This window comes from Streptomyces sp. NPDC085932 (assembly GCF_044540525.1).
Taxonomy (GTDB): Bacteria; Actinomycetota; Actinomycetes; order Streptomycetales; family Streptomycetaceae; genus Streptomyces; species Streptomyces levis.
The window spans coordinates 234,131-251,040 of sequence record NZ_JBITSJ010000004.1; the positions used below are offsets into that span (position 1 = coordinate 234,131).

A 16,910-nucleotide genomic window follows, 5' to 3' on the forward strand; every position below is an offset into this window, starting at 1 on the left:
CCACCCCCATGCGGACCCGCATCACCGCCGTCCTGCTCGCGGCGGCCCTGACCCCGCTCACCCTGACCGTCTCGGCCCACGCCGCCACCGCCGCCGCCCCCTGGGACTTCAACGGCGACGGCCGCACCGACCTCGCGATCGGCGCACCCGGTGCCACCGTCTCCGGCAAGGCGAAGGCGGGCGCGGTCTCCGTCGTCTACGGCAGCGCCGGCGGGCCGAAGACCTCCACGCGCACGCTCCTCACCCAGGACACGGCCGGCCTGCCCGGCGCCGCCGAGGCCGACGACGCCTTCGGCTCCGCCCTGGCCTCCGCCGACCTCAACCGGGACGGCTACGCCGACCTGCTGATCGGCGTGCCCGGCGAGGACGCGTACGACACCAACAACGGCACCGTCACCCTCGTCTGGGGCTCCGCGTCGGGCCTGAGCGGCGCCCGCTCGCTCCACAGCCCCTTCGACCGGGACTACGACCGCTACGGCCAGACCCTCGCCGCAGGCGACTTCGACCACGACGGCGACCCCGACGTGGCGGTCGGCTCCACCGGCCCGGTCACCCTCACCCTCGTCAACGGCCCCGTCACGAAGACCGGTTCGCCGAACGGTGCCTCGGGCTCCCGCAACGACTGGTGGTCCTCCGCCACCGGCGTCACCCACCTCTCCTCCGGCGACGTCACCGGCGACGGCCACCCCCACGTCGTCCTGCACGGCCGCGCCGCGCACAACGGCGCCGCCACCACCGCCCTGGCCGACATGGAGATCGGCAACTACAACGACTGGCTGCAGAACCTGCCCGGCGGGTTCGTCTCGGCCGTCGGCGACATCGACGACGACGGCCACGACGACATCGCCGTCGGCAACGACCGGGAGGCCTCCGCCGACCCCGGGGGCGCCCTCGGCGGCAAGGTCTCCGTCGTCTACGGCGGACCCGCGGGCCTCGACCCGGACCGCGCCCCGCTCGTCCTCACCCAGGACACCGCCGGGGTGCCCGGCGCCGCCGAGAAGGGCGACCGCTTCGGCAGCGGCGTCGCGCTCGGCGACGTCAACGGCGACGGCTTCGCCGACCTGGCGATCGGCACCGCGGGCGAGAACTCCGCCTCGGGGGCCGTCACCGTGCTGTACGGCTCGGCGTCGGGCCTGACCACCAAGGGCGCGGTGTCCTACACCCAGAACACGGCGGGCGTGCCCGGCGCCTCGGAGAACGGCGACCGGTTCGGTGAGCGCGTCACCCTCAGCGACCACACCGGGGACCGCCGCGCCGACCTGTCCGTCTCCGCGCCGGGCGAGAACGCCGGCGACGGCGCCGTCTGGTCGCTGCGCGCCACGGCCACCGGCCCGACGACGTCCGGCGCGACGAGCTTCGGCCCGGGCACCACGGGCGTCTCCACGGCGGGCACGCCGGGCTACGGCACCGCCCTCACCTCCTGATCACCGACGCTCGCACCACGTCCTCGCGGCCGACCCCGCACCCGCCCCACACCCCCCACCTGGAGGTTCCCCTCATGCGCAGGCAGACCGCGGCCGCACTCGCCGCCGCCCTGCTCACCGCCGGTCTCGCCCCGCTGACCCTGGCGGCCCCGGCGTCGGCGGCGCCCGCGAAGCACGCCGACGACTTCAACGGCGACGGCTACCGCGACCTGGCCACCGCGGCGCCCTACACGCCGGTCGCCGGCAAGACCGACGCGGGCGCCGTCGTCGTCACCTACGGCTCCGCGAACGGCATCGCCGCGGCCCGCCGTACCGTCCTCACCCAGGACAGCGCCGGCATCCCCGGCACCGCCGAGCAGGGCGACCGCTTCGGCAAGGCCCTCGCCTCCGGCGACCTGAACGCCGACGGGTACGCCGACCTGGTCGTCGGCAGCGTCGGCGAGGACGTCGGCTCCGACGCCGACGGCGGCTCCGTCACGGTCGTCTGGGGCGGCAAGAACGGCCTGTCCGGCGGCAAGGGCGTCGCCGACCCGGCCGTCTCCGCCCACGACGAGTACGGCATGTCCCTCGCGGTCGCCGACTTCGACGGGGACGGCCGCCCCGACCTCGCCGTCGGCAGCACCGGCAGCGACGTCTGGATCCACCGGTACTTCACCAAGACCAACGGCTCGACGTCCCGCTCCGAGCTCGCCACCGGCCTGCGGGGCGGCGCGGGTCTGGCCGGCGCCCAGAGCCTCGCCGCCGGTGACATCGACGGTGACGGCACCGACGACCTGGTCGCCACCGGCAGCCAGGCGTCGGACTACGAGGACGGTGCCATGGTCTTCCTCGGCGCCGCCTCCGGCCTCACCCGCCAGACGTTCCTCAAGAGCGGCGGCTGGGAGCTGGCCACCGTCGGCGACCTGAACGACGACGGCCACGACGACGTCGTCACGGCCGACTACGGCGGCGACGCCAAGAGCCTCGGCGGCTCGGTCAGCGTGTACCCGGGCGGCCCCGACGGAGCCCGCACCAGCCCCCAGGTCACGATCGACCAGGACACCCCCGGCGTCCCCGGCGCGGACGAGGACGGCGACTGGTTCGGCAACGACCTGTCGATCGCGGACGCCGACGGCGACGGCTACGGCGACCTGGCCGTCGGCACGATCCACGAGGACGTCGGCACGGCGAACATCGCCGGCGGTGTCACGGTCCTGCGCGGCTCGGCCACCGGTCTGACCACCACCGGCGCCCGCTCGTTCACCCAGAACACGGCCGGTGTCCCCGGCACCGCCGAGAGCGCCGACCGCTTCGGCGCCTCGGTGCGCCTGTCCGACCTCACCGGCGACGGCAAGGCGGACCTGTCGATCGGCGCCGACGGCGAGAACCACCCCTCGGGCGCCCTCTACAGCCTGCGCGGTTCGGCCTCGGGCATCACCACGAAGAACGCGGTCAGCTTCGGCCCCGGCTCGCTCGGCATGTCGACCACCGGCTACCTCAGGCTCGGCCAGGACATGCTCTAGCCACCGCCCCGGCCACACCACCGGTACCTCGCCGGCACCTCACGGCGAGGCCCGTACGGCCGAACCCTGACGGCTCACGGACACCCAAGGGCCCTGCCCCTTAAGGGATGTCACAGCTCGGCCGCAAAGCCGGGCCCGGATGCCCGGGCCCGGCACGCCACCGCCCGGGACCAGGTACGTTCGAAGACGTGGCTGGATTCAGGATCGGACGCGGCCGGAACAACGGCGCTCCTCAGACGCGACCGCAACACCCTCCGTACGGGCAGCAGACGCCGCAGGGGCCGTCGTACGGCTACCCGCCGGCGCCGCAGCCGTACCCGCAGCAGCAGCCGTACGGCAACGGCGGCGGCCCCACCTGGCCGCAGTCGAACGCCGGCCCCGGCGGCAACCACGGCGGCCACGGCGAGCCGGAGTACTTCGGCGACGGCGCGTACCCGCCCGGCCCCCAGGGCCCGCACGACCCGTACGCGGCGAACAACCCGGGCCACACCCAGGCCTTCTCGGTGGGCGAGGACCCCTACACCCAGGGCGACACCTACCGCGCCGGCTCGGCGGCCCCGCCGCCCGGCCCGGTCGGCCCGCGCCTGCACTGGAAGGCCCTGCTGAGGGGGATCGTCCTCGCCCCGAACCAGACGTTCCTCCAGATGCGGGACTACACGATGTGGGGCCCGGCCCTGATCGTCACGTTCCTCTACGGCCTGCTCGCCGTCTTCGGCTTCGACGGCGCCCGCGCGGATGCGATAAACGCCACACTGTCGAACGCGGTGCCGATCGTCCTGACGACGGCCGTCGCGATGGTACTGAGCGCGTTCGTCCTGGGCGTGGTCACCCACACCCTGGCCCGCCAGCTCGGTGGCGACGGCGCCTGGCAGCCCACGGTCGGCCTGTCCATGCTGATCATGTCCCTCACGGACGCGCCGCGCCTGGTCGTCGCGATGTTCGCCGGCGGCGACGCGACGTTCGTGCAGCTGCTGGGCTGGGCGACCTGGATCGCGGGCGGCGCGCTGCTGACCCTGATGGTCAGCCGCTCCCACGACCTGCCCTGGCCGAAGGCCCTGGGCGCGTCGGCGATCCAGCTGATCGCCCTGCTGTCGATCGTGAAGCTGGGCACGGTCTGAGAGACCGCGCGGACGACGAAGGGGCTCCCCGCCGGGGAGCCCCTCTTCTCATGACGGCACCGGACGTCAGGCGTCGAGCACCTGCCCGGCCCGCCGCACCACGGGCGGTTCCACGCTCCACGGGAAGTTGATCCACTCGTCGGTCCGCTTCCACACGTACTCGCACTTCACGAGCGAGTGCGACTTCTCGTAGACGACGGCGCTGCGCACCTCGGCGACGGTGTCGAGGCAGAAGTCGCGCACCAGCTTCAGCGTCTTGCCGGTGTCGGCGACGTCGTCGGTGATCAGCACCTTCTTGCGGGAGAAGTCGATCACGTTCGGCACCGGGGCGAGCATGACGGGCATCTCCAGCGTGGTCCCCACACCGGTGTAGAACTCCACGTTCACGAGGTGGATGTTCTTGCAGTCCAGGGCGTAGGCCAGACCACCGGCCACGAAGACACCGCCGCGGGCGATGCTGAGCACGATGTCGGGCTCGTAGCCGTCGTCGGCGATCGTCTGCGCGAGCTCGCGCACGGCGAGGCCGAACTGCTCGTAGGTGAGGTTCTCCCGCACAGGGCTCATGCTGCTGTCGCTCATACCTGGGTCCGATGGAAGTTGAGGAAGGACCGGGAGGCGGTGGGCCCCCGCTGTCCCTGGTACCGCGATCCGTACCGCTCACTCCCGTACGGGAAGTCGGCGGGCGACGTCAGCCGGAACATGCACAGCTGCCCGATCTTCATGCCCGGCCACAGCTTGATCGGCAGCGTGGCGAGGTTGGACAGCTCCAGCGTGACGTGCCCGCTGAACCCGGGGTCGATGAAACCGGCGGTGGAGTGCGTGACCAGCCCCAGCCGCCCCAGCGAGCTCTTCCCCTCCAGCCGGGAGGCGAGATCGTCGGGCAGCGTGATGACCTCGTAGGTGCTGGCCAGCACGAACTCGCCGGGGTGCAGGATGAACGGCTCGTCGCCCTCCGGCTCCACGAGCCGGGTCAGATCGCTCTGCTCGATGGCCGGGTCGATGTGCGGGTACCGGTGATTCTCGAACACCCGGAAGTAGCGGTCGAGACGCACGTCGATGCTCGACGGCTGCACCATCGCGTCGTCATACGGATCGATGCGTACCCGTCCGGCGTCGATCTCGGCCCGGATGTCCTTGTCTGAGAGAAGCACGCCCCGAGGATACGCAAGGCGCGCGGAGCGCCCGCAACCGGACACCACCGCGCGCCTGCACTGCCGCTACCTGCTACCTGCTACTGCTCGCTGTGTCCGCTGCTACTGCTTCTGATAGCTGACGGGCACCACGCTCCGGAGCCGCGCGCATCGCGGGCACCGAACCAGGCGCCCGGGGCCGAGCCGCTCGGCCTGCTGCATCGGGAACGAAGCGGTGGTGAACACGTGCCCATCGGCACAACGGACGACGGTGCGCTCCATCAAGTCCAAGAGTCCCTTCCCCAAGAGCCGCGTCCGGCTGCTGCTCGCCTGACGACAAAAGCCACAGTACGGGATCAAAGGGACGGCCCTCCAGGCGGCACTCCGATCCCGCCCGGCCCCTCCTCGACGCCCACACGGTACGCCCCAACTCCGTTCCCCCGCAGCCGCATCTCATCCCTGAAAGACCATCAGGCCCCACGGTGCGGACACCGGGAGCCTGGCATGAGGTAGAGTGGGCGAGCATTCGGACACCGACTCCGGTCGGCGTCTTACGCGGGTGTAGTTTAATGGTAGAACATCAGCTTCCCAAGCTGAGAGCGCGAGTTCGATTCTCGTCACCCGCTCCACGTGAACCCCTAGGTCAGAGGCCTAGGGGTTTTTTTGTGCGGTGCATCAACCCCAGCCCCACACGCAGCTTGCTTTCACCACAACAACTGGCGCCTAGCCCCTCGTCGGCGAACGAGCAAGGTCGGTGCCCCCAAGCGCACTATGGAGTCAGCAGCAGAGGGAGGGCGCGTCATGAGCAGGAAGCACCGCGCTCCGGACCCTCAGTCGTGGGGTCCACGCCATCCGCAAGAGCCAGTGCCACCGCCAGGGGCTTGGCCGGGACCTGAGGGCTCAGGTCCGCCTCAGCACCCGCACCAGAGAAGAACGGCACCCCCACCAAGAAGACGGCGCCGGGTCTTCCTGTGGATCTTCCTCGCCGTGCAGATCCTGTTCTTGATCTGGGTGATCGCGGGCGCCGCGATCACCAGCGGCACACCCGAAGAATGCCACGGCCTGACGGGCGACAATCTTGAGCTGTGCGAGGACGCGCATGACCTCGGGACCACCATCGGTGTGGGCCTGATCGTCGCATTTTGGGTGGCCACCGACTTCATCCTGGCTCTGACGTACGCCATTTACCGACTGGCCAGCAGGCCACGACAGGACTGAGGTCCACACGCCACCCCGCCTATGGACCGAGCCGGCGCGGAGTCCTTCGCGATCAGCAGATGAGGCGAATCCGACCAAGCGGCTCACGGCAGTGCAGAAGCGACCCCGCCTTCGGGCCAGGCATCGGCCACCAGGAAGGAGACGACGGTTCCGCCGAACCGGCTCGGTGCGGCGTGCCACGACTCGGCCAGCGAATCGACCAGGAGAAGTCCACGCCCGTGGGAGTCGTTGGCGTCGGGATGCCTCAGCCGCACGTTCGCCGGAAAGCCGGGGTTGTGCACGTCGACTCGGAGCGAGGTCCCCTCACGGAACCACTCAACCCGTACGAGCCAGGGTTCGTCCGACCGGCCGTAAGCGATGGCGTTGGTGACCAGCTCCGAGATCATCAGCACGCAGTCGTCGACGGAGCAGGCCGGGTTGTACGGGGCGATGAACTTGCGGAACCAGCGCCGAGCCCGCGGTACGGACTCAGCGACAGGGTGCAAGGTCATCGCACCGAGACGCGGTGACTCCTCAGACGGGTAGCGGTCGATCATGTAGGCCATGGGTGCTCACTTCCTGCCGCTGCCGTCGCAGTCGAGGCAGCGCCGCTTCGATGTGGCGCGGGCGCGGTCGGCAGCGGTGGCAAGCGCCAGGGTCGTACGCAGCCGACGCGCTTCCAACCGCGCCCCCGGCAACCCAGGCAAAGTAAGTGCGTGCCCTGATCCGGCCGCTGACTCGTCACACCGCGCCTCCTCCCAGTGAAGTGGCCTTAGCCACTTGCTGGATAGTGGCATTAGCCACTTAGGAGGCGCAAGCGATTCGCCGCAACTGGCCCCCTCAGGTGAGGGGGTAGCCCTGCTCGAACGCCCAGCGATGCGGCGGGTAGGTGGCCTCAGCGAACTCCAACGGCCGGTCCTGGAGGTCGAAGACGACATGGTGCACGATCAGCACAGCCGAGCCGGCCGCAAGCTGAAGGTCCTCGGCCTCCTCCTCCGTCGCCTCCCGCGCACACACGCGGTCTTCCGCGTAACTCCCCTGCCGTCCGGTCATGTTCTCGACGTACAGCAGCGTCCCCTCTTGGATCCGCTCCGGCTCCAGAAGCTTCGGCGCCCGTTGACCGACATCCGGAGCGAACCACGAGGTGGACAGCGTGATCGGCCCGTCCTGGTTGTTGGTCACCCGCCGCCGGTGCACCGCCCGACGATCCTTGACCAGGCCCAGCGCCTCAGCCACATGGTCCGGAGCTTCCAGCCAACCGGCAGAGGTGATCACGGCGTACTCCCCGGGCGTGTAGATCTTCCCGGTCTGCCGAGCGCGCCCGTACAACTCGCGGGCCCGCCGGTTGACTTCAAGGCTCCGCACATACGTGCCCGACCCCTGACGCTTCTCGACGAGCCCTTGATGGCTCAGCGCCTCCAACGACCGCGCGGCCGTGGGCCGCGACACCTTCCAGTCCGCTGCCAACTGCCGTTCGGACGGCACTTCGTCCCCCGGTCGCAGGTCACCCCGAAGAATCTGATCACGGATGTAGTGCGCGATCTGGAGATACTTCGGCTGAGCCTCCTCGATCTGCGGCATCAGTCCTCCTCACCCAAGGCGAGCCCCAGGCGAGTAGGCGGGTACCCCGCTACCGAGCTGAGGCCTGCTTCTCGACACAAGTGGCTATGGCCTCTAGCCACTATAGGGTGAGTGGTCAACCCCCTACCCCGTAGGCTGATCCGCATGACGCGGTTGATCGTCGCAGCAGGAGGAGGGGGCGACGCAGTCGCCGCCGCAATGATTCACGCCGCCCTCTACGGCGACGAGGACCAGGCGGTGATCCTCACGTACGCGTGGGACCGCCTCTTGGTCGACCCCGTACCGGGCCCCAGAGGACCAGACAACTTCACCGGTCTCCTGCCCCTCACCCCAGCAGTCTGGGCAGTGCCGGCCGAGGCCCGTCCGATCGCTCCGGCAGGCTCGACTCTCCCCCGACTTGCAGCAGAGCTCGGGCACACGTTCGCGCTGATCGATCCGCGCGACGGAGTCGAGGGCGTCACCCGCCAACTCGAAGAGCTCGTGGACCACTTGTCACCGGCCTCAATCGATCTCCTAGACGTAGGTGGCGACATCCTCGCCCGCGGCGATGAACCGACGCTGAAGAGCCCACTTGCCGATGCCATCACGCTCGCCGCGTGCTGCCAGGTGAACGCTCCTGTCCGCCTCCTGGTAGCGGGCCCCGGCCTCGATGGCGAACTCCCTCTCGACGAACTGCGCGGCATGCTCGGTCCGCTCCTCTACACCCTCGTCGCGAAGGACACCGAGCCGATCAGCTCGGTCCTGGAATGGCACCCCTCTGAGGCAACCGGGATGCTCGCAGCGACAGCCCGAGGCGTACGCGGCACCTGCGAAATGCGAGACGCCGGCCTTCCAGTCCCCCTCACCGATGAAGGCCCGACGGTCCATGAGGTCGACCTGGACGAGGCGCTCACCCGCAACCAGTTGGCACGCGCCATCCTGACGACCGCCACCCTGGACGAGGTCGAGACACACAGCCGCGAGATCTGCGGCTACTCGGAGATCGACTACGAGCGCAACAAGGCCACGTGGCTCAAGGACCAGCCACCGGTGCAGCTCGCCCCAGAGGCCGTACTGTCTCAACTCGACCAGTTCGAGGCCGAGGCCCACAGCCGCGGGGTCACACACACGACGTTCCGCCGCATCACTGAGGCCTTGAACCTCAACGGCTCCTTGCGCGAGGACCTGCGCCGGCTGCTCATCAACAGCCGTCCGAAGCAGTACGACGCGCCCTTGTGGCGCATCACAGCCGCTACTGAGTAACAACCTTCTTCACTGGTTCAAGGCGGCTCGCTCCGCTCCCCGCGCGCGGCCCGGCCCCCGGCCGGGCCTGCGCTCCTGTCTCCGCCCCGCTCCAGCCCGGCCGGCGACCGTGCTGCGCGCACAGCAGTCAGCCACCTGATGCCAGAGAAGGGGTACGTCGTGGCTGGGGCGGTCGGCTCCACGGCTTTAGGCAGCCACTTTGGCGCGAGCCTCGAAGATCATGGCCCCAACGTCGTGCTTTACCGGGCAGGTCCACAGACTGCCCGACGCGCCGGAAGCCTACGGGGCCATGATCACTCGCGCCAAAGCAGCTCCAGCCCAAAGCCGCTCCGCCGACCTGTCTCTCAGCCCGACCCGAGCAACCGCCGAAGGAATCGGGGCAACCCGCCTTCGGTAGGACAGAACCTGTGCTAAGAAACTGCCATGCGTGACTTTTCAGTGCTATCCGACGTCGAGTTCGAAGAGCTTGCCGGCGACTTGCTGGGAGCCGAAGTAGGCGTACCCGTGGAACGGTTCGCAGCCGGAGCCGACGGCGGCATCGACCTGAGGTGGAACGCAAGCGGTATAACTACCATTGCTCAGTGCAAGCACTACCTTAGATCTTCCTTCTCTCAACTATATGCCGCAGCTGAGAAGGAGGTCGAGAAAGTCAAAAAACTGAACCCTGGCGCTTATCACTTTATCACCACCCTCGACATCTCCGCGTCACAGAAAGAACGAATCTACGCTCTATTTTCGGAATGGATGTCCGGTCCTGAATACGTTCTAGGCGGAAGAGATATCGATGCCCTCATCACACGCTACCCGGATATAGAACGGCGCCACGCAAAACTTTGGGTTTCAACCGGAATGCAGCTGTTCTGGAACCTGCATTCCGATATCGCGAACCGCGCCGAAGCGCTGCGGCAGCGAATCGAAAAGTCGATGCCAAGGTACGTAGTCTCGTCATCATATGGGCCAGCTCGCCGCTTGCTCGATGAGCACAATGTCTGCCTGATTTCTGGCCCGCCCGGAATCGGAAAAACGACTCTGGCACAGATGCTTATCGCCGAGCATATTTCAGTCGGTTATGAGCCAATCGAAGTGTCTGCCGACATCAATGAAGCATGGGTGGCACTAAGTAGAGACACCAGCCAGATTTTCCTCTATGACGACTTCCTAGGGCAGATTACATTCTCGGAACGCCTGGCCAAGAATGAGGATAAACGCCTTTCCGACCTTATCGAGAAACTGTCTTCAGGGCATTCTTCGAAGAAGCTAATCTTGACCACTCGGGAATATATCCTACGGGACGCAAGACTAAGCTACGAGAGACTCGGCGAGCTCGACAGCAGGTACCAATTTGTCCTTGAATTGAAAGCGTACAGCAAAGCAGACAAGGCCCAAATTCTTTACAACCATCTATGGCACTCTGACGTGGCTGCATCGTGTCTGCGGGAAATCGCCAAGGGTGGGTACAAAGAGATTTTAAACCATCGATCTTATAACCCTCGCCTCGTTGAATACTGCACAGGGAAAGCGTTCGATACTCAATCACCTGGATATCTTTCCCGCTTCAAGGAAAGTCTTGATCATCCTGAGAGAATCTGGCGTGTCGCTTTTGAGGAGCACCTCACTGACGAACAGAGACTGCTTGTCTTGGTGCTGAGCACTCTTCCAAGGCGTGTCGCGATTGACGTTCTCCTGGAGGCTCACCAATCCCTTTGTAGTAATTTGGGAGTCCTGAGTACAGAATCCAGCTTTCGGAGAGCACTAGAAGTCCTAGAGGGCACATTTGTTGCAATTTCAAGAAATCGCGACAGTGATACGACAATTCAGCACGCCAATCCATCAGTGACTGAATTTGCGCTTTTCAGAGTTGCATCGGATCGAAAAGTGCTGGAAGCAATCGTTGCATCCGCCGTCTCTTTCGATCAGTTGACCGAGCTTTTCCTTTACGCGCGGGGCGGGTCCTTCATCTATCAGGGAAATCCCAAACTGATGACAGCCTTGAAGAATATGAAGGAGAAGTTCACAGCGGCCATGAGTGCGTCATTCGACTCACCGTCACTGCAGCAAGAGAAGGCATGGATCCCAGGTGTCGGAATAACGAGAGTTGATCCGACAGGAAAACTAGATGAAAGGGTTGGTATCTACCTCCAAGTCGACAAAGAATGGCACGTTGGAGATGAAGCAATCAGAGTGGTAGTGGAGCGACTTCTAGGTCAATGGCGCAATCACAAGGGGGATAAGGCAGAGGCCTCAAGTACATTCACTCTTCTGTCATCTCATCGCTCCGCAGACCATTACATGGGTGAAGCCCATGAGGTGTTTCACGACTGGCTTGGGTCTACTCTAGACACCGCCGAAGATTGGCGTCACTACATCGATCACCTTTCAGACCATGATCGGATTAACCTGCAAGATGAGTGGGACATCGCTGATCGTTTTGAGCGATTTATGGAAGACGAAATAGTATCGAGCGGCCCCCACCCGTCCAATCTAGATGACATGAAGTCAATTGCCGATGAATTCGGCCTACATGAGCTTTCGGAAAGAATTGACGAAGTCATCGCTGCGGAGGCCGAGCCGGACGATGATTACGAGCGTCCCGACGGTTTCAGAGAGGGTGGATACGTGACGGAGTCATATCTGGAAGGGCTCTTTGGTCGATTGGCCGAGTAACCCGTGCCGGCGGTCCGGGGCCTAGTTGCTAGCCGACCCGTCTCAGTTTCCGTCTCATTCAGCCCCGTTCACGGCCGTTCAGGGGTGACCCGGAAACGTCTGGGCGTCGGCAGACGGTCGCCCATGAACGTAGGCGAACGGCCCCGTCCGAGGCACACGAGCCCACCAACACAGTTGGAAAGAGTGTCGGCGCAACTCCTCACGAGTTCACATCCCGTGCCCTCCGCCACGGCTAGCCAGCCAAAACGAAGGTCCCGACCGTTGAGTGGTCGGCGCCTTTTTCGTTACTCAGTCGTACACGACTTCTTGTAGGTGCGGGTCGCTGACACCGGTCCACCCGTTGTAGCCGAAGCCTTCGCTGTCAGCCATGTGAACCAGGAGCTTGAGGCTTTCCTCCAGCAGCTCAGGGCTGCCATCAAAGAGCGTTTGGCGCATCTCGGCGTCGCGGGTGATAGCGACCAGTGCCGGCTCGGTGCGCTGCGTCATATACCGGGCGAAATTGGTATAAAAGTTACGGGTCGCCGCCTTGCCTGTTACTCCCATAACGACTAGCGCGCCAAGCGCGTCGAACTGGCACAGGCTGTTGAGCACGGCGTCGTCGTCAGGTGAGGCATCAGGATGAAGGGCTGGCACTTCCCGGACAGTGTTATGGGCCGCCGCGATCAATCCCGAGCTGTGCGAAGCACCGGAAGCAAGCAGACCGGCGCGGGAAGCCGTCGTCAAACCGTGTCGAAGCCAACTACCGAACCATTCGAAGCCCTGGTTAGTTCCACGTCGGTCCGCGAGTATGCGGACCGCTGGCCAGTCTTGGAGCCGAACAGCAAGACCGCCAAGCCCATAGACCCGCTCCAGCACGGACAACCACAGTCGCGGCCCACTGAGGGAATCTTGAGCAGACTCAGGAAGATCATTGCCAAGGTTGTAGATGGAGAGCAAGGAGTCCGTGCCCTTGGCGGCCCACTGCGCTCGCTCGTGGACGAGGCTCAAGGCAGTGAGACTGGCCACGCGGTTCAGGAGGGTGGGCAGATCTTCAGGCTTGTTGGTGAGAAGCTCGCGGGCCTGTGCCGGGGCAGATAGCAAGAACTGTCGAAGCGGGATGTCATCCTCGGCACGGAGGTACTCCAGCACCGCGGCCTCGAACACTTCCTGGTCCAGCTGCCAGGTGAGAGCCGAGACCGATCGTTGACGTACGCGCTGGGCAGCAGCTCCGATAGCTCCCTGTGCTTCCAGTTCCTGGCGCAGCTCCCGCCGCCAGGCCTCCTTACGAGACGCGATGGCCCGCTGCCACACGCCGACCACGTCACTCTGCTTCCACCGCTCACTGGAAGTGCCATGTCGCACGAAGACGTCACCAGCACGAAAGACAGTGACCTGCTTCTTGCCGTCCTGGTAGGTGCCTTCGACCTGGAAGACACAACACCCGTCCGCACTGGGGGCGACGTAGAGCAGAACGAGCCACTTACCGTCGAGACAGTGGGCAGCCGTGTGGAGCGTGAGCGTCGGGATGTACCTCTGCAACTTAGGTCGCAGCGTCGCCTCGTCGAAACTACGAGTCTGGTCCCCAGAGAGCCGACCAGTGGGGTTGCCGTGATCATCGGCGCCGATGACGAGGTATCCACCACTGGGCTCGGCCTGCATAGCTGCAACGTCCTTGGCGATGTCTACCAAGTCACGCCGCTCGGACAGGTTGAGCGCTTCTTTGTAGTCGAGAGCTCTCTGTTCCGCCCCTTCTGCCAACAGCTCCCGCAGCTTTTCCTCAGTCACCACAGGCTCTACGACCACAGCCACGCGCCAGCCCCCATCCGCACAGTCCAACTGCCGCATGTAGAAGGACTCATCTTAGGAGTACTACCGGGCTCGGAGTGTTCTTCGGTGGGCTTTCGACGAGTCGTCGTTGCCGCACCACAAGCGCACCAGATCGAGCGGGGAACTACGGGGAATCACGGTAAGCAGGCCGGCCTACGGAGGCTGCCCTCTAGCTGTACGCCCAGGTCAGCGCCCAAACCGTCCGCAAATGACCGCAGCTTCCCAGGCTGAGTGTTTGAGTTCTGCGCGCCTGGTTCGGCGTGTCGGCATCCGCTCACAGAGCCCTATCCCGGAGGCATGCGGGTGGTTTCGGCTCAGGTCACCGTCGGCTCCTGGGCCCGCCCCCACGCGTCGAGGATGAGTTTGCGGTCCAGGGTCGGGGCCCGGACCGCTACCGCCGAGCCCGGGGGGTCCTGGCACATCAGGACTCGGGCCGTGGGGAGGATCACTCCGCCTTCCAGGTCGCCGAGGAAGATCAGCTGGCGGTCGTGGAGTTGTCTGCGGTCGCCGGGGTGCATGATCCTGACCTCGCAGTGCTGGCGGGCGAAGGCCCTGATGTCGGCGGCCGTCCACGCCGTGTCGTTCTTGTTCTTGGCGACCAGCAGCCGCAGCGGTGTGCGGCAGGTGGCCCGTACGGCCGCGACGAAACGCAGGAGCGGCTCCGGCTTGACGGCCATGTAGCGGTCGACCCACACGGCCTCCGGGACTCCCGACAGGGGCCCGCAGAAGGTCTTCACGGACTCCTGCCAGGTGGCGGGCCAGGTGGGTGCCCGGCCGTCCAGTGTGGCGCGTGCCGCTTCCGAGTGCAGGGCGCGGACCACCCCGTAACGCCGCTCGTCCGCCGGGACCAGCAGCGGGGCCAGGGCCTCGACGGCGGAGTCGTCGCCGGGCAGGGCGGCCGGCCCCTCACGCACGACGCGTTTGATCCAGGTCGCCGCCTCCCACGGCACGTCCTCGACCCACTTGGGGGCGAGTGCCTCGGCACTGTCGCGCACCTGGTGGAGGGCGGCGCGTCCCAGGACCTGGACCACCTTCGCCAGCAGCGCCGTGTTCCCGCCGACGGCCTCCGCGGCCTGCGGCGAGCCCACGCAGTCCATCGCCTCGAAGTCCGCTTTCTCCGCGACCGGCAGCGCCACGACGCGGGCGCGGGCCACCAGCGGGGAGCCGGTGGAGACCAGGTGCATGCTGCGTCCCCACCGGCCGGTCAGGAGCGCGCCGACGTCCAGCGCGCCCTCGCCGTCGACCAGCAGGCGGAGCAACTGCCGCTGCAGCCGCAGGCCGTGGGTGTTGCGCAGCGCGTGGGGATAGTCGTCGAAGAGCAGATGGGCCGCGCCGTGCCGGTCCAGAGCCTTGCGGACGCCCTCCCGCAGAGCGGTGGTGCGTTCCTGCTGGTTGTCGTCGGTGAATTCGCGCCCCCGGGCGCACACGCTGGTCTCTCCCGGTTCGCGCGCCACCGCCTCCAGCAGGACGGTCTTGCCGGTGCCGGGGACGCCCCGGACGATGAGCGTCTCGCCGTCGATGAGGTACCCGCAGACCTGGTCGACCCAGCGGCGCTGGGTGGGTAAGAGCCGCATCAGGACCTCACTTCAGCACCAGGTCGCGCATGGCGTGGATCCGCGGGGCCCACTTCTCGTCGGTGATGCCGTACGACACCAGGTGCGCGGCCATCTCGGGCTCGCTCTCCGCCCAGTCGCGCGCGTCCCGCTGCTCCGCCGGGTCCTCCGACCACAGCAGGGGCAGCATGGCCGCCTCGTCGCCGAACCAGTCCGTGAAGGACTTCAGCACGTCGGCGACCTCGGAGCGCGGAGTGTTGGGCCCGCGCAGGTGCAGGGCGCCTTCCAGGTCCGCCACGGGAACGTGCCAGGGGATGACGTCGTCCGGGCGTCTGCGGGCCGCGGCGGAGCACGCCTTGCGCGTTAACAGGGGGTGTCCGCCGAACTCGCGGAAGAGGAAGTCGATGGTGGCGGGGTCCCGGTAGCGCAGCCCCATGCGCTTGCCGAGGCTGCGCACCATCTCCTGCATCTCGTCCTTCTTCATGGGGGACAGGAAGGAGAGGCGGACGAACTTGTAGAGGAGGTTGTCCCGCCCGTCGACCAGGGGGCGCTCGAAGATCGCGGGATCCACGCCGGCGCACACGATGCCGATGCCGTCCTTGTCCTCGGCCTCGCGGCGCTGGATGATCCCGCGCAGCTGGGTGAGGCAGCGCAGCAGCGCGCGCGCCTCGTCCACCTCCAGGTTGGAGCGGCCGGGCCAGGCCTGGTCGATCTCGTCGACGAACATCTCCAGGCGGTCGTCGAGGGCGTCCAGCAGGATGTCCAGGTCATTGATCCAGTGCGTGGCGAGGTTCGCGACGGGGTGCGGCCGGCCGTCGCGGGTCAGGGAGGTCAGGCGGGGCGCGATCCCCTTCCTGTTGCGCACCAGCTTGTGGCACTCCACCAGCAGACTGAGCTGGAACTGCTCGGCCGTCAGTCCGCTGATGTCCAGCCGGACGACGGGCTTGCCCTTCTCCGCGCGGTGCTTCTCCACGTAGTTGAGCAGCGAGGTCTTGCCGGCCTTGCGCAGCCCGAAGATGCCGACGGACTGGCCCCGGTCCAGGGCGAAGTCGAGTTCGCGCACTTCGGCGCGGCGCCCGTAGAACGCCGCCGGTTCGGTGATGGGCTTGGTCAGGTCGTAGTGGTCATGGGTGACCATGATCTGCGCGATGCGTTCGCGCAGGCTGATCAGACGCCCGTCGCCCAGGAGCTCGTTGGAGTCGATGGTGAGGATCGGCAGCTGGCCGCGGCGCCGGCGGACGAGTTTCTCCGCGCCGGCGTCCGGGGTGAGAAGGATCGCGAAGTCGGGATCCAGCCGGGCCTCTCCCTTGCGCAGGCGCTCGGCGATGGTGTCGAGGGTGCGCGGTTCGACCCTCTCGTACGAGGCGGACAGGCACAGGACTTCGAGGTGCAGGTCGAAGGTGTCCCGGACGTTCTCCGGCAGGGTGATGTAGATCCACCACCGTCGGCCGTCCTTCTGGTCCTCCACGAACCGGTAGGGCTCCGCGCCCATTTCATGGAGCAGCTTGTTGAATTCCCTCCCCCCGAGGACCCTTCGCTCGAACTTCGCCTTGTGCCCGGCGAGGACTTGCTGGTTGTGAGTGCTGGCCACATACGCCTCTCAGCGAGCCGACTTTCCCGGATCGTACGTCGCACAAAGGCACAAGGAGGCCTCTTCGGCGGTATCCGGTGACAAGGGCTGGATAGGTGACAA

General features: G+C 66.6%; 13 protein-coding genes and 1 tRNA gene. 7 read left to right on the plus strand and 7 right to left on the minus strand.

The annotated features are described in order from the left end of the window. Positions 1-8 precede the first annotated feature (8 nt). From ACIGAQ_RS21340 to ACIGAQ_RS21350, 3 genes are all read left to right on the plus strand, one after another. Positions 9-1,424, plus strand: a complete 1,416-nt coding sequence (locus ACIGAQ_RS21340; protein ID WP_399784994.1) for an FG-GAP-like repeat-containing protein — start codon at positions 9-11, stop codon at positions 1,422-1,424. Between the two features lie 74 nt (positions 1,425-1,498). Then, a complete protein-coding gene (locus ACIGAQ_RS21345) occupies positions 1,499-2,926 on the plus strand; it encodes a VCBS repeat-containing protein (RefSeq protein WP_399784997.1) in 1,428 nt (475 codons plus the stop codon). Positions 2,927-3,033: 107 nt separating this feature from the next. Further along, positions 3,034-4,044 (plus strand): Yip1 family protein, encoded by a 1,011-nt coding sequence (locus ACIGAQ_RS21350; RefSeq protein ID WP_399784999.1) that lies wholly within the window; start codon positions 3,034-3,036, stop codon positions 4,042-4,044. 66 nt (positions 4,045-4,110) lie between these two features. Here ACIGAQ_RS21350 and ACIGAQ_RS21355 read toward each other — a convergent pair whose 3' ends face one another. Both ACIGAQ_RS21355 and dcd read right to left on the minus strand, forming a co-directional pair. Beyond that, positions 4,111-4,608, minus strand: a complete 498-nt coding sequence (locus ACIGAQ_RS21355) for a phosphoribosyltransferase (protein WP_311679252.1) — start codon at positions 4,606-4,608, stop codon at positions 4,111-4,113. An 11-nt stretch (positions 4,609-4,619) separates the two neighbouring features. Next, complete coding sequence (gene dcd, locus ACIGAQ_RS21360) at positions 4,620-5,195, minus strand: dCTP deaminase (protein WP_094054610.1); 576 nt, start codon at positions 5,193-5,195, stop codon at positions 4,620-4,622. A 534-nt stretch (positions 5,196-5,729) separates the two neighbouring features. On the opposite strand from dcd, the gene ACIGAQ_RS21365 reads away from it, so the two are divergent. Both ACIGAQ_RS21365 and ACIGAQ_RS21370 read left to right on the plus strand, forming a co-directional pair. Further along, a tRNA-Gly gene (locus tag ACIGAQ_RS21365) sits at positions 5,730-5,803 on the plus strand. Between the two features lie 358 nt (positions 5,804-6,161). After that, positions 6,162-6,392 carry a hypothetical protein gene (locus ACIGAQ_RS21370; RefSeq protein WP_399785002.1) on the plus strand — a complete coding sequence of 77 codons (231 nt, stop codon included), beginning with the start codon at positions 6,162-6,164 and terminating at the stop codon, positions 6,390-6,392. 83 nt (positions 6,393-6,475) lie between these two features. On the opposite strand, the gene ACIGAQ_RS21375 is transcribed toward ACIGAQ_RS21370, so the two are convergent. Then, complete coding sequence (locus ACIGAQ_RS21375) at positions 6,476-6,937, minus strand: ATP-binding protein (RefSeq protein ID WP_362276261.1); 462 nt, start codon at positions 6,935-6,937, stop codon at positions 6,476-6,478. Positions 6,938-7,211: 274 nt separating this feature from the next. Beyond that, positions 7,212-7,952, minus strand: coding sequence for a GntR family transcriptional regulator (locus tag ACIGAQ_RS21380; protein ID WP_399785005.1), 741 nt, complete (start codon positions 7,950-7,952; stop codon positions 7,212-7,214). Positions 7,953-8,096: 144 nt separating this feature from the next. On the opposite strand from ACIGAQ_RS21380, the gene ACIGAQ_RS21385 reads away from it, so the two are divergent. Beyond that, positions 8,097-9,194 carry a DUF1152 domain-containing protein gene (locus tag ACIGAQ_RS21385; protein WP_399785008.1) on the plus strand — a complete coding sequence of 366 codons (1,098 nt, stop codon included), beginning with the start codon at positions 8,097-8,099 and terminating at the stop codon, positions 9,192-9,194. Positions 9,195-9,617: 423 nt separating this feature from the next. Then, complete coding sequence (locus tag ACIGAQ_RS21390; protein ID WP_399785011.1) at positions 9,618-11,858, plus strand: hypothetical protein; 2,241 nt, start codon at positions 9,618-9,620, stop codon at positions 11,856-11,858. A 288-nt stretch (positions 11,859-12,146) separates the two neighbouring features. Here the strand turns inward: ACIGAQ_RS21390 and ACIGAQ_RS21395 are convergent, their stop codons facing one another. From ACIGAQ_RS21395 to ACIGAQ_RS21405, 3 genes are all read right to left on the minus strand, one after another. Next, positions 12,147-13,646, minus strand: coding sequence for a helix-turn-helix domain-containing protein (locus tag ACIGAQ_RS21395; RefSeq protein WP_399785014.1), 1,500 nt, complete (start codon positions 13,644-13,646; stop codon positions 12,147-12,149). Between the two features lie 332 nt (positions 13,647-13,978). Next, positions 13,979-15,238 (minus strand): AAA family ATPase, encoded by a 1,260-nt coding sequence (locus ACIGAQ_RS21400; RefSeq protein ID WP_399785017.1) that lies wholly within the window; start codon positions 15,236-15,238, stop codon positions 13,979-13,981. A 7-nt stretch (positions 15,239-15,245) separates the two neighbouring features. Further along, the gene (locus ACIGAQ_RS21405; RefSeq protein ID WP_399785020.1) at positions 15,246-16,808 is read right to left on the minus strand and encodes a hypothetical protein; all 1,563 of its coding nucleotides are present in this window, start codon (positions 16,806-16,808) and stop codon (positions 15,246-15,248) included. Positions 16,809-16,910 lie beyond the last annotated feature (102 nt).

Bases quoted from the DNA above. Each gene is read 5' to 3' on its own strand.
- ACIGAQ_RS21355 (WP_311679252.1), bottom strand. From the start codon at position 4,608: ATGAGCCCTGTGCGGGAGAACCTCACCTACGAGCAGTTCGGCCTCGCC.
- ACIGAQ_RS21375 (WP_362276261.1), bottom strand. From the start codon at position 6,937: ATGGCCTACATGATCGACCGCTACCCGTCTGAGGAGTCACCGCGTCTC.
- ACIGAQ_RS21345 (WP_399784997.1), top strand. From the start codon at position 1,499: ATGCGCAGGCAGACCGCGGCCGCACTCGCCGCCGCCCTGCTCACCGCC.
- ACIGAQ_RS21380 (WP_399785005.1), bottom strand. From the start codon at position 7,952: ATGCCGCAGATCGAGGAGGCTCAGCCGAAGTATCTCCAGATCGCGCAC.
- ACIGAQ_RS21350 (WP_399784999.1), top strand. From the start codon at position 3,034: ATGTCACAGCTCGGCCGCAAAGCCGGGCCCGGATGCCCGGGCCCGGCA.
- ACIGAQ_RS21340 (WP_399784994.1), top strand. From the start codon at position 9: ATGCGGACCCGCATCACCGCCGTCCTGCTCGCGGCGGCCCTGACCCCG.
- ACIGAQ_RS21400 (WP_399785017.1), bottom strand. From the start codon at position 15,238: ATGCGGCTCTTACCCACCCAGCGCCGCTGGGTCGACCAGGTCTGCGGG.
- ACIGAQ_RS21385 (WP_399785008.1), top strand. From the start codon at position 8,097: ATGACGCGGTTGATCGTCGCAGCAGGAGGAGGGGGCGACGCAGTCGCC.
- ACIGAQ_RS21390 (WP_399785011.1), top strand. From the start codon at position 9,618: ATGCGTGACTTTTCAGTGCTATCCGACGTCGAGTTCGAAGAGCTTGCC.